Raw genomic sequence first — 12,668 nt, forward strand, 5'->3', positions numbered from 1 at the left:
CACCGTGCGGTGAGGGGGATCAGGCCACGGGTGCGCCCGGGGCCACGTCGTCCTCGAGCGCGAGCAGGCGCACGGTCCCGTCCGCATCGAGCGCGCCGAGCACCAGGAACTCGCTGGTGAACCCCGCGATGCGCTTGCGGCCGAGGTTGATCGCGCCGACCACCAGCCGCCCCATGAGGTCCTCCTCGGTGTAGTTGGTCACCTGCGCGCTGGTGTGGAGGGTGCCGACGACCGGGCCGAAGTCCACGCTGAGCTTCCACGCCGGCTTGCGCGCCTCGGGGAAGGGCGCGACCGCCGTCACCCGGCCGACCCGCAGGTCCAGGGCGTCAAAGCCCTCGGCGCCGACGTCGTCCTTGCGGGGCAGCACAGCGGGGTCGTCGGTCACTCGCCCTCCCTCCAGTCGTCGGTCCGCCGGCTGAGGGCCTGCGCCACACGCGTGAGCCGGGCGGTGGGTCCCACGTCGTGCGCCCGGATCACGGCCACCCCGGCGTCGACGGCGACCGCCGCGCTGGCGAGGCTGCCCTCCAGGCGCCCAGCGGTGTCGGCTTCGCCGAGCAGGACGCCCAGGAAGCTCTTGCGGCTGGCGCCGATGACCACCGGCCGACCCAGGCCACGGAACTGGCGCAGGGCCCGCAGCAACGCCACGTTGTGCTCGGGGCGTTTGGCGAACCCCAGGCCGGGGTCGACCAGGATGCGCCCCGTGAGGATCCCCGCCTCGGCGCACCGGCGCAGGCCCTCGGCGAGGAACTCGTAGACCTCGGCGACCACGTCGTCGTACACGGCCAGCGAGCGCATGTCCTTGGGCCGTCCGCGGGCGTGCATGAGCACGTAGGCCGCACCGGTGTCGGCGACCACGTCCAGCAGGGCCGGGTCGCTCGCCCCCGACACGTCGTTGACGATCGCCGCCCCCGCGTCCAGCGCCGCCCGGGCGACCGTGCGCTTGGTCGTGTCGATGCTGATCACCGCGCGCCCGTGCAGGGCCTCCACCACCGGGATGACCCGACGCAGCTCGTCCGCCTCGGAGACGGGGTCGGCCCCGGGCCGCGTCGACTCCCCGCCGACGTCGAGGAGGTCGGCGCCCTCGTCGAGCAGGTGCAGCGCGTGGCCGACCGCGGTCTGCGGGTGCGGCTTCCTGCCACCGTAGGTCAGCCCGCCGTCGGAGAAGGAGTCCGGGGTCACGTTGACCACGCCCATGACCAGCGGATGCGCACCGGTCGGCAACGGCCGGTCGGCGAGCGGCACCTCGGGTGCCGGCCCGAGCCAGGCCGCGACGGCCTCTCGCAGGGAGCGGTCCAGCGCCCGGGCCTCCTCGGCCTCCAGGCTGCGCCCCGCGGCACGCGCGAGCGCCTCGACGGTGGTGGTGGCGTGCAACCGCCCGTCGATGTCCTCCACCGTGGCGCCCGACGACGACCAGGTGCTGCGCAACCGCACCGGGTCGCTCACCCCGCTGACGACCACGCGGATGTGCGCGGCGGGCCCGAGCGCGGCCTCGACCACCCGGACCAGCGGGGTCATCGCCCGCGTCCCATGGCCACCAGCTGCATGACCTCGGTCCTGGTCCTCGGATCGTCGCGCATGGCACCGCGCACCGCGCTCGTCACGGTCACGGCACCGGGCTTGCGGACCCCCCGCATGGTCATGCAGGTGTGCTCCGCCTCGATCAGCACGAGCACGCCCCGCGGCTCCAGCGCGGTCTCGATGACGTCCGCGATGGTGGTGCACAGGCGTTCCTGCAAGCTGGGGCGCTTGGCGACGAGGTCCACCAGGCGGGCAAGCTTGCTGATGCCGGTGATCTGGCCGCGGGTGTTCGGCAGGTACCCGACGTGGGCCGTGCCGAGGAACGGCACGAGATGGTGCTCGCACATGCTGGCGAAGGGGATGTCGCGCACGATCACGATCTCGTCGTGGCCCTCCTCGAAGACCACGTCGAGCACCCGGGCGGGGTCGATGAGCAGCCCCGCGAAGATCTCGTCGCACATGCGGGCGACCCGATCGGGGGTGTCCCGGGTCTCCTCGGCCTCTGCGTCCAGACCGAGGCCCTCCAGCAGCAGCCGGACGCCCGCGCGGATCTTCTCGTGGTCGAACGACCCGTCCGGCTCGAGCCCGGTCGCGGCCCGGATGCGGGCGTCAGCGTCGAGCGTCGCGGGACGCCGGACCCCGGCGCCCGCCGCCGAGTCGGTCATCGATCCGCCCCGTCAGTCGCGGGGAGTCGCAGGGGGATCGTCCCGTCGGGCACGAGCGGCTCGCGCCAGCGCCGCGGGCTGCGCGGCGCGCCGCAGCTGGCTCATCACCGAGGTGCCGGAGACCGGTTGCCCGTTGCCGTTCATGAGCGGTTCGATCTTGCGCGAGGGCCGCTTGGTGACCTTGGCGAGGATCACGGCGAGCTCGTCGCGCTCGACGGTCTCGCGCTCCATCAACGCGTCGGCCAGCTCCTCCAGCACCACCCGGTTGTCGACGAGCACCTCCAGGGCCTCGTCGTGCGCCTCGTCGATCAGCGCCCGGATCTCGTGGTCGATCTCGCTGGCCACCTCCGCGGAGTAGTCCGGCGCGTGCCCGAACTCCTTGCCCAGGAACGGCTGCGAGTCCTTCTGCCCGAAGGTCATGGGCCCGAGCGTCGCGCTCATGCCGTACTGGGTGACCATGTTCTTCGCCGTCGCGGTCGCGCGGGAGATGTCGTCGGCCGCCCCGGTGGTGAAGTCGCCGATGGTGAGCTCCTCGGCCACACGGCCGCCGAGCATCATCGCGAGCTGGTCGATGAGCTCGCCGCGTGCCACCAGGTACTTGTCCTCGGTGGGCAGGGTCAAGGTCCACCCGAGTGCCTGGCCCCGGGGGATGATCGACACCTTGTGGACGGGGTCCGCGTGGGGCAGGGCGTGGCCCACGATGGTGTGGCCGCCCTCGTGGTAGGCGATGATGCGCTTCTCGGTCTCGCCCATCAGGCGGGTCTTGCGCTCGGGGCCGGCGATGACCCGGTCGATCGCGTCCTCCATGGCCTCCATGGTGATGTCCGCGCGGTCCTGGCGGGTGGAGATCAGCGCGGCCTCGTTGATCAGGTTGGCGAGGTCGGCGCCGGTGAAGCCCGGCGTGCGGCGCGCGATGACCGACAGGTCGGCGTCGTCGGCCATCGGCTTGCCGCGGGCGTGGACCTCCAGGATCGCCTTGCGACCGACCAGGTCGGGGCGGTCCACGACGATCTGGCGGTCGAAGCGTCCCGGACGCAGCAGCGCCGGGTCGAGGATGTCGGGCCGGTTGGTGGCGGCCACCAGGATGATGCCGGTCGTGACGTCGAAGCCGTCCATCTCCACGAGCAGCTGGTTCAGTGTCTGCTCGCGCTCGTCGTGCCCGCCGCCCATGCCGGCACCGCGGTGGCGGCCGACGGCGTCGATCTCGTCCATGAAGATGATCGCCGGCGCGGCCGCCTTGGCCTGCTCGAACAGGTCGCGCACCCGGCTGGCCCCGACCCCGACGAACATCTCGACGAAGTCGGACCCGGAGATGGAGAAGAACGGTGCGCCGGCCTCGCCGGCCACGGCGCGCGCCAGCAGGGTCTTGCCCGTCCCGGGAGGCCCGAACAGCAGGACGCCCTTCGGGATCTTGGCGCCCATCGCCTGGAACTTCGCGGGGTTCGCGAGGAAGTCCTTGATCTCCCGCAGCTCCTCGACGGCCTCGTCGGATCCGGCCACGTCGGCGAAGGTGACCTTGGGCGCATCCTTCGAGATGGCCTTCGCCTTGGACTTGCCGAAGCTCATCACGCCCCGGCCACCGCCCGACATCTGGGTCATCAGGAAGAAGAACAACCCGAAGATCAGCAGGAACGGCAGCAGGGAGAACAGGAACTGCAGGAAGATGTTCCCGGCCTGGTTGTCCACCGTGCGCTCGGCGAGCGTGCCCTCCTGCCGTGCGACGTCGAGCGCCGCGCCGAGCCGCTCGCCGTCGACCTCGATGTTGTAGGAGGTCTCGAAGGGCTCGTCGCCGTCGTCCAACGTGCCCTCGAGGCGTCCGTCACGCGCGAAGTCCTCCAGCGTGGCGACTTCCCCCGCCTCGAGGTGGTTCATGAACTCGTCGAACCGCAGCGGTTCCTCTTCGTCACCGCCGCGCATGGACAGCACGACCGCTGCCGCGATCACCACCGGCAGGATCCAGACATAAGGGCTTCGCACGAAGCGTCGCGCTTTCATGCTTTCACTGTAGCACCGGGTCCGGAACCCCGACCGGCCGATCGGCCGCCCCGGGGGTCAGGGCCCATAGCAGTCGCTGCGCGACCGCCCCACCCGGCACCGCAGAGAAACGCCTCAGCAAGCTCCGGCGATGCACGTCTCTAGGGGCCGGAGTCGGAGATCCGTTGGCGGTGTCGGACCCGGTGTTGTGGGCCGCCGCTGGCGCACCTGGCGGTCGGGATCGGCCCGCACCACCGGCTGTCGGCGTCGTGTGGCGCGCCGAGAGGCGGTGTGCGCCACCGCGGACACGTCGCCGTGCTGACTCACGCCAACGCGGACACTTCCTCTGACACAACGGACAAAACCTGCAAGAGTTTGTGCCTATTTATCATCTTCTGCACCTTCTCGGCAGCGGCGAAGTGTCCGTGTGACGGGCACGCACACCGGCGAAGTGTCCGCGTTGCGCCCGTACACGTGCGGCGACGTGTCCGTGCGATCCTGACGATCCTGACGGGTCCACCCGTCGGCCCCCGGGGCGGCCCGGGGGCCGTCACGACCAGACACTGCCCGTCCACCCAGACGCGTGCGCATGGTCTGCGCCCCCATTCTGCGGCAGCCTGCCGGATTGAGGACTCAGCGCCCCCATGGCGGTCGCTGCGCGACCGCCACACCCTGCACAGCGGAGAATCGCCTCCGCACGCTCCGGCGATTCACGTCTCAGGACACTAGGACTAGTCAGCTAGGGGCCGGCGTGGACGTCGTGCCGGAGGGTCCCGACATAGGGCAGGTTGCGGTAGCGCTCAGCGTAGTCCAGGCCGTACCCGACGACGAAGACGTCGGGGACCTCGAACCCGCGGTAGCGGATGGGCACGTCGATGCGGGCCGTCCCCGGCTTGGTGAGCAGGGCCATGACCTCCAAGGACGCCGGACCGCGCGAGCGCAGGTTGCGGATCAGGTAGTCGAGCGTCAACCCCGAGTCCACGATGTCCTCGACGAGGATCACGTGGCGATCGGCGATGTCGAGGTCCAGATCCTTCAGGATGCGCACGACCCCCGAGGTCTGCGTCGCCGACCCGTAGCTCGATACGGCCATGAAGTCGAACTCCACGGGGATCTGCACGTACCGCGCGAAATCCGCCATCAGGACGAAGGCGCCCTTCAGCACCCCGACCAGGAGCACGTCCCGGCCGGCGTAGTCCCGGTCGACCTCGACGGCGAGGTCGACCAGACGGGCATGGATCTGCTCCGACGTGATCAGGACCCGGTCGACGTCGGCGTCCTGCGGCACGACGCTCGGTGAGGTCACGCGCTGCTCGTCCACGCCGGGAGCGTAGCCGACCGGGCGTACATCGCAGATGGCATGCGGCCCGTCGGGGCGCAGCCGGGGCGCGGTCGGGGCCGCCGCAGCGCTGACCTCCAGACTGCCGAACAGCGCTCGCGCTGAACGGGCGACTGCCACGCGGGCTTACCGGATGGCGCTCGCCACCGCCGTCTTGGCCGACATCGCCTCGGTCGGCAGGTGGCAGTACCCGGGCTCCTCCGCGAGCCCCTGCCGCGCCAGCACAGCGGTGTGGATGACGGTCCCGGTGCCGGCGGACGAGCCCGACAGCAGGGCCAGGGCCGGGGCCACCGCGTCGAGCACGGGGCCTGAGCAGGCCACCGAACCCATCCCGGCCCTCCGGCTCACCAGCGCCGGCGGCGCCCACGAGGACCGGAGCGATGAACTGGCCCCCGCACAGCCGGGGTGGCGCCCCGCCGAGCGGCTCCATCCGCTTCGCTCCCCGCCGTCATCGGGCAGCGGCGAGCCACAGCCTGACTGCCTCCCTGCCGCGCGAGGAGGCTGCCGCCGGGTGCGGGACATCGAGGCCGGGCACCCAGACGACCAGATCGCCAGAGCCGGCGACGACCGGGACGAGGTCGCGCAGGGCCCGCGGCACACCGGCGTCGCTCAGGGCGTCGGTCAGGCGGGCGGAGCCGATCCGGTCGCCGCTGCGGCGGCTGCGCACCACCAGGGCCGCATCGGCAGGCACGACGGCCCACGGGGCGCGGGCGGTCCCCGGGGGGCCGACAGCCAACGGCGTGGGGGTTGTCCTGTCTCTGTTCGTGGCGCGGGCCAGACCTGGCTCGTCGCGCCAGGGGACGAGGTCACTGCGCACGGCAAGGCCCAACTCGGGCAACACCACCTGCCCGGGCACTCGTAGCGGGCGGGCCGGCAGCGCCGGAAGGCCCGGTGGCACCGCCGCAAGCCACCCACCACCGCACGTCACCCATACCCCGCCGGGAGCGTGCAGCGCAGCACCCGGCCCCAGCGCGAGGATGGCCTCCACGCTCGAGGCGGACGCCGACCCGCTCGATGCGGGCCCCTCCACGCCCGTGTGCACGCCGCGCAGCAGTAGTCGGACGACCCTGGTGGCCAGGCCTCGGGGCAGCGTCGCGAGATCAGCGGTCGGCACCGCCCGGGCTGGGCCCCACGCCACGACCGACCGCCGAGCCATGTCCGCGGCCAGTTCGTCGAGGGTGTCGGCGTCCTCGCGGGCCAGATCGGCAAGGCGCGTCAGCGCACCGACGGGGTCGCCCGTCCCTCCGCTCAGGGCAGCCACGGCGGGCAGCAGGTCGTGGCGTACTCGGGCCCGACGCTGCCGGGGGTCGCGGTTGGTGGGGTCCATGACCGCGCGCAGACCCTCCCCCGTCACGAAGGCGTGCACGTCGTCGCGGCGCAGCCGCAGGAGCGGTCGGACCACGCGCACACCGTGCGCGCCCTCCGTGTCGTGCTCGCTGGGACGGGACACGGCCATGCCCCCAAGGCCCCGCAGCCCGGTCCCCCGGGCGATGTTGAGCAGCACCGTCTCGGCCTGGTCGTCGGCGGTGTGCCCCACGACCAGGGCGCGCGCCTGGACAGCCGCGGCGATGCGCGACAGGGCGGCGTAGCGGGCCTCGCGGGCTGCGGCCTCCACCCCGCGCCCGGTCGACCGGACCTGCACGGACCGCTGGTGGTAGGCCAGCCCGAGGGCTGCGGCGTGCGCCGCAGCCACCTCGGCGTCGGCGGCGTCGTCACGCAGCCCATGGCGGATGTGGGCCACGCACGCCACCAGGTCGGGACGGGCTTCGGTGACCAGGAACGCCAGCGCGGTCGAATCCGGACCGCCCGACACGGCCAGCACGACCGGGGCGCGCGGCGCCACGACAGCGTCCAGGACGGCGCGCACCTCGGCGAGCACCGCGTCGCGGCCCTGGCCCGGTCGCAGCGCCCCGATCAGGACTGTCTCGCCCCAGGGACCGCGAACGGCGGCCGGCGGGTCACGAGGCGGCGGCGATCCGCCCCGCCCAGCGGTCCGGGTCATCGAGCTCGACGTCGGTCGGGATGTGGTCGGGATCCTCCCACACGCGGTTGAACGCGTCCCGGCCGTGGCGCTCGGCGACCGCCAGGATGAAGGTCTCGCCGACGCGGTACTGCTGGGCCTTCATGGACAGCCCCAGGGCCTTGCGCATCGCCTGGTCCATGGCCTTCGACCGGCGTCGGTTCAGCAGGTCGCGCACCCGCGAGGGGTCAAGGCCGTTGCCGTCGCGCTCGGAGGCCACCTCGGCACCCCAGTCCATCACGACGTTGCCGTGGCCCTCCAACAGCGACATCAGCGCCTGCGCACGCTTGATGACCGCGGACTGCTCCTCGGACAGCACCACCTCGAGCAGCACCTGGGGGTCGCTCAACCGCGACGGGTTGCGCAGGAGGTCCCCGAGCTTGCTGACCGACTCCTTGACCCGGTCGGGGTCCAAGCGGGTCTCCGCGAGGTAGGTGTCAAGCAGGCCACGCAGGTGCGGTCGCAGCCACGGCACGGCCTCGAACTGCAGGCGGTGGGCGATCTCGTGCAGGCACAGCCCGAGACGGAACTCCTCGGCGGTCACATCGCTGCCGGGCAGCATCGAGCGCTCGATCTCCAGCAGGTTCGGGCCCACGAGCGTGAGCCGTCCCGGCGTCCGCCCGCCGGGCAGGAAGACCTCGTACTGGCCGAGCACACGGGTCGACAGGTACCCGAACACGATCCCGAGCTGCAGCCCGAGGGCTTTGCGAGTGGTGGCGCGGGCCACGTCGCTGCGGGCCATCAGCTGGTCGGCGAGCGGATCGGTCAGCTCGGCGATGCTCTCGATGTTCGCCTGGATCCAGGCCCGTCGCCCGACCACGCGCACGTCGGCGGGCGGCAGGTCGGCGCCCAGGCCGGTGGCCGTGCGGGCCAGGCCGTCGGCGCGACGCACGGTGCGGGTGAGCTCACCGCGCAGATGGTCGACGTCGTCGCGGGTCAGCGCAGCGCCCCCGCCACCCTTGTCCGCCGGCCGTGCGGCGACCAGCCAGGCGACGCGGCTGGCGAGAGCCCAGTCGGCGAGCGGCTCGATCGGGCTGGTCGGCTCGACAGCCACGCTACTGGCGCTTCTTCGCTTTGCGCTCCTCGGAGAACCGCGGCTGCCACAGCAGGTACAGGCCGAGCACCCCGATGACCGCCACGCCGGCGAGGAGCAGCAGGGGGTAGAGGAGTCCGGCGAAGACGGTGGGCTGCTCGTAGGGCTCGGGGCGGAACTCCAGCGACGTCTCCGTCCCGCTACCGACCTCCTCGTAACTCGGCAGCTCCTCACTCTCGCCCCCGGCCTCGACCGCCATCGCCGGCGCGGCGACCGCGCACGCCAGCAACACCATCATGAGCACGGCCACCAGGCGCTTGGACATCGCCACCCTCCGTCGCGGACTTGTGATCTGACCAGCGGGAATCGCGGACGAGTGTACCCGAGGCGGCGCATCGCTCCGCACGGCGCCCCGGGGTGCCGCGACCATAAAGGCTCGGCGCCACCTTCGAGCCCACGCTACCCTCAACGGGTCCCGATGTGCCCACCGACACCAGGAGCGCAGCCATGCCAGCAGGGCGTCGCCGCCTGATCGGCCTGGTATCGGTCGCGGGTGTGGCCCAGGCCTTCGTGCTCGTCGGCCTCCTGCACCGCCGGTCTGACGAGCTCGGTCACGCGCACGAGGCCGCGTACATCGACCCCGTCGCCCACTGGCTGCGCGACTCCGTGCTGTACGCCCCTGCCGGGGTGGTGGTGCTGCTGGTCGCCACCCTGCTCACCCGCCGCCTCGCGAACCGGTGGCTGCGCACGACCGACGGCGTCGGGGCGGCGATGCTGTGGGCCGGGCTCGGCGCCGCGATGTACGCGGTGGTCAGCGTGCCCGCGGCCATGGTCCACGGCGCGCTCTTCTCGTCCACGGTGGTGACCCCGCTGCTGTCGGCGGTGCAGGGCGCGATCGTCACCCTGCGCTACTCCTTCGGCCTGCTGATCGCCTGCGCCATGCTGCTCGGGCTGCCGTGGACGCGCCACCGTCGGGCGGCCCGCGCGCCGACGACCTCCCGTTCGCCCGTGTCCACACCGACGTAGGAGAGCACCGTGCTGACCAGACGACAGCTGCTGCAGATGGGCCTCGTGGGCGGCGCCGCCGTGCTGCTCCCGTGGGAGCGGGCCATCGTGGCCCTGGCCCAGAGCCCGTCGACGACGCCGTTCGCGGTCGACCTGCCGATCCCGGCGGTGAAGTCGCCGACCTCGACCGACGACACGACCGACTACTACGAGGTCGTGATGCAGCACGCCGAGGTCGAGATCCTGCCCGGCGTGCTCACGCCCGTGTGGGCCTACGACGGGCTCTACCCGGGTCCGACCATCAAGGCCCGCAGGGACCGCACGGTGGTGGTGACCCAGGTCAACGAGCTCGACGTGGACGCGAGCGTCCACAACCACGGCGCCCACGTGCGACCCGAGGACGACGGTCACCCCGTCGACCTCATCCCGCCGGGCGGGCAGAAGGTCTACACCTATCCCAACCTCCAGCGCGCGGCGAGCCTCTGGTACCACGACCACGTGATGCACGTGACGTCGCGCAACGTCTACATGGGACTCGCAGCCTTCTACCTGATCGGCGACGAGGTCGAGGACGCGCTCGACCTGCCGACCGGCGAGTACGACATCCCCATCGTCATCCAGGACCGCAGCTTCGAGGAGGACGGGACGCTGCGGTTCGTCGACAGCATCAACAGCGTGCTCGGCAACACGATCGTGGTGAACGGCAAGCCCTGGCCGCGCCTGGAGGTCGCCAACCGCAAGTACCGGCTGCGCTTCCTGAACGGCTCGAACACCCGCGACTACGAGCTGGCCCTGGACTCCGGCGACGACCTCGTGCAGATCGGCACCGACGGCGGCCTCATGCCCGAGCCGAACCGGGCGTCGAGCATCATGCTGTCACCCGCCGAGCGGGTCGAGATCGTGATCGATTTCGCCGACGTGCCGGTCGGCGACTCGGTCGTGCTGAAGAACCTGATCGGCAACCCCAACATCGGGTTGGACGACATCATGCGCTTCGACGTCGTGCGCTCGGAGGACGATCCCGTCGGTGCGGTGCCGCCCACGCTGCGGCCCGTGCCGGAGCGCGGCCCGGCGCGCGTCACCCGGGACTTCGACATGGACTTCAGCGACGAGCTCGGACTGTGGGTGATCAACGGGCAGCCCTTCGACGAAGACCGCATCGACGTGCGCCCGCAGCTCGACGTCCCCGAGATCTGGCGGGTCCACAACAGCGCGGGGGCGCCCCACCCGTTCCACATCCACCAGGGGATGTTCCAGGTCGTGGACCGCGACGGGGAGCCGCCCCTGCCCGCCGAGATCGGCATGAAGGACACCGTGCAGGTGAACCCCGGCGAGACGGTGAGCTTCCACACGGTCCTCACGCGCTACACGGGGGTCTACGTCTACCACTGCCACAACCTGGCCCACGAGGACCACGACATGATGGCCCAGATGGAGATCGTGCCCGCAGACATACCGGAGTTCTCCGACATCGCCGGGCACACCCACGAGGAGGCGATCCTGGCCGTCGCCACCGCGGGCATCACCACCGGGTTCCCCGACGGCACGTTCCGGCCCCAGGACCCGGTGACACGCGGCCAGATGGCCGCGTTCCTCCAGCGGGCGCTGGAGCTGCCGTCCGGCGCCGGCGGCGGGCAGTTCTCCGACGTGGGCGGCCACACCCACGAGGAGGCGATCGCGGCCGTCGCCGCCGCGGAGATCGCCGCCGGCTTCCCCGACGGCACCTACCGGCCCCAGCAGCCGGTCAGCCGCGACCAGATGGCCTCCTTCCTCCAGCGGGCGCTGGACCTGCCGCCGGGCGGACCCCACCCGTTCACCGACGTGGCCGGCAACCCCCACGAACCGGCGATCGCCGCGGTCGCCCAGGAGGGGATCGCGTCCGGCTTCCCCGACGGCACCTACCGCCCGCGCCAGCAGGTCACCCGCGGGCAGATGGCGGCGTTCCTGGCCCGGGCCCTGGACATGGACACGCCGACCCCGGCGTGACCGTGACACCGCTGCCGCGCTACGAGGAGACGGCCTGGCGCCGAAGGGCCGCGTAGCCGGGCTTGATGACCTCGTCGATCAGCCGCAGGCGGTCGTCGAACGGCCAGAAGGCGCTCTTCATCGCGTTCAGGGTCAGCCACTCCACCTCGGACAGGCCGAAGCCGAACGCCTCGATCAGCCGGGCGAACTCGCCGGTGAGGGTGACGTCGGAGACCAGCCGGTTGTCGGTGTTCACCGTGACGCGGAACCGCAGCCGCCGCAGCAGGTCGATGGGATGCACGGCCAGGGACGCCACCGCGCCGGTGTGCACGTTGGACGTCGGGCACATCTCCAGGGGGATCCGGCGGTCCCGGACGAACTGCGCGAGCCGGCCGAGGCGCACGCCGTCGTCATCGGTGGTGATGTCTTCGACGATGCGCACGCCATGGCCGAGCCGCTGGGCGCCGCACCACTGCAGCGCCTCCCAGATCGACGGCAGGCCGAAGCTCTCGCCCGCGTGGATGGTGAAGTGGAAGTTGGCCCGGGCGATCAGCTGGAACGCGTCGAGGTGGCGGGTCGGCGGGTAGCCGGCCTCGGCGCCGGCGATGTCGAAGCCGACGACCCCGCCCTCGCGGTGGCGGACCGCCAGCTCGGCGATCTCCGACGAGCGCGCCGCGGTCCGCATCGCCGTGCAGATCAGGCCCAGGGTGATCCCGAAGTCCCGGCTGCCCCGGGCCAGCCCGTCGAGGACCGCCTCGACCACCCCGTCGAGGTCCAACCCCTCCTCCAGGTGCAGCTCGGGAGCGAAGCGCAGCTCGGCGTAGGCGACCCCGTCGGCGGCGAGGTCCTCGGCGGCCTCGTAGGCCACCCGGGCGAGGGTCTCCTGGCTCTGCAACACGGCTGTGGTGTGGGCGAACGCCTCCAGGTAGCGCTCGAGGCTGCCGCGTTCGGCCTGCCGGCGAAACCAGGTCGCCAGCTCGGCCGGGTCGTCGGTCGGCAGCCGGTGGTCGCCACGCTGCTCGGCCATCTCGAGCAGCGTGGCGGGGCGCAGGCCGCCGTCGAGATGGTCGTGGAGCAGGACCTTCGGGGCGGCGCGGAGCTGGTCGGCCGTGATCATCGCCGCCGACCATACCCACGCGCGCGCCCGCG

Annotated in this window: 12 protein-coding genes; 2 read left to right on the top strand and 10 right to left on the bottom strand. The window is 72.2% G+C overall.

The annotated features are described in order from the left end of the window. Window positions 1-19 precede the first annotated feature (19 nt). From WD250_01615 to WD250_01655, 9 genes are all read right to left on the bottom strand, one after another. Entirely contained in the window at window positions 20-385 is a 366-nt protein-coding gene (locus tag WD250_01615) for a tRNA-binding protein (protein ID MEX2618892.1), read from the bottom strand. Then, entirely contained in the window at window positions 382-1,515 is a 1,134-nt protein-coding gene (gene folP / locus WD250_01620; protein MEX2618893.1) for a dihydropteroate synthase, read from the bottom strand. Before folP ends, WD250_01615 begins: the two co-directional genes overlap by 4 nt. After that, on the bottom strand, window positions 1,512-2,183 hold the full coding sequence (folE, locus tag WD250_01625; GenBank protein MEX2618894.1) for a GTP cyclohydrolase I FolE: 672 nt from the start codon (window positions 2,181-2,183) through the stop codon (window positions 1,512-1,514). The genes folP and folE overlap by 4 nt, the downstream gene beginning before the upstream one ends. Before the next feature lie 12 nt (window positions 2,184-2,195). After that, a complete protein-coding gene (gene ftsH, locus WD250_01630) occupies window positions 2,196-4,178 on the bottom strand; it encodes an ATP-dependent zinc metalloprotease FtsH (GenBank protein MEX2618895.1) in 1,983 nt (660 codons plus the stop codon). Between the two features lie 718 nt (window positions 4,179-4,896). Continuing rightward, a complete protein-coding gene (gene hpt, locus WD250_01635; protein MEX2618896.1) occupies window positions 4,897-5,478 on the bottom strand; it encodes a hypoxanthine phosphoribosyltransferase in 582 nt (193 codons plus the stop codon). Between the two features lie 144 nt (window positions 5,479-5,622). Further along, window positions 5,623-5,817 carry a hypothetical protein gene (locus WD250_01640; GenBank protein ID MEX2618897.1) on the bottom strand — a complete coding sequence of 65 codons (195 nt, stop codon included), beginning with the start codon at window positions 5,815-5,817 and terminating at the stop codon, window positions 5,623-5,625. 127 nt (window positions 5,818-5,944) lie between these two features. Beyond that, window positions 5,945-7,498 (bottom strand): tRNA lysidine(34) synthetase TilS, encoded by a 1,554-nt coding sequence (gene tilS / locus WD250_01645; GenBank protein MEX2618898.1) that lies wholly within the window; start codon window positions 7,496-7,498, stop codon window positions 5,945-5,947. Beyond that, window positions 7,455-8,570 carry a zinc-dependent metalloprotease gene (locus tag WD250_01650; GenBank protein MEX2618899.1) on the bottom strand — a complete coding sequence of 372 codons (1,116 nt, stop codon included), beginning with the start codon at window positions 8,568-8,570 and terminating at the stop codon, window positions 7,455-7,457. Before WD250_01650 ends, tilS begins: the two co-directional genes overlap by 44 nt. Before the next feature lies 1 nt (window position 8,571). Further along, window positions 8,572-8,874, bottom strand: a complete 303-nt coding sequence (locus tag WD250_01655) for a hypothetical protein (protein ID MEX2618900.1) — start codon at window positions 8,872-8,874, stop codon at window positions 8,572-8,574. A 182-nt stretch (window positions 8,875-9,056) separates the two neighbouring features. Between WD250_01655 and WD250_01660 the strand changes: the two genes are divergently transcribed. Together WD250_01660 and WD250_01665 are read left to right on the top strand one after the other, a co-directional pair. After that, window positions 9,057-9,575, top strand: coding sequence for a hypothetical protein (locus tag WD250_01660; GenBank protein ID MEX2618901.1), 519 nt, complete (start codon window positions 9,057-9,059; stop codon window positions 9,573-9,575). 9 nt (window positions 9,576-9,584) lie between these two features. Then, window positions 9,585-11,540 carry an S-layer homology domain-containing protein gene (locus WD250_01665; protein ID MEX2618902.1) on the top strand — a complete coding sequence of 652 codons (1,956 nt, stop codon included), beginning with the start codon at window positions 9,585-9,587 and terminating at the stop codon, window positions 11,538-11,540. A gap of 19 nt (window positions 11,541-11,559) precedes the next feature. Here the strand turns inward: WD250_01665 and WD250_01670 are convergent, their stop codons facing one another. Continuing rightward, complete coding sequence (locus WD250_01670; GenBank protein ID MEX2618903.1) at window positions 11,560-12,636, bottom strand: adenosine deaminase; 1,077 nt, start codon at window positions 12,634-12,636, stop codon at window positions 11,560-11,562. Window positions 12,637-12,668 lie beyond the last annotated feature (32 nt).

This window comes from Egibacteraceae bacterium (genome assembly GCA_040905805.1).
Lineage (GTDB): Bacteria > Actinomycetota > Nitriliruptoria > Euzebyales > Egibacteraceae > DATLGH01.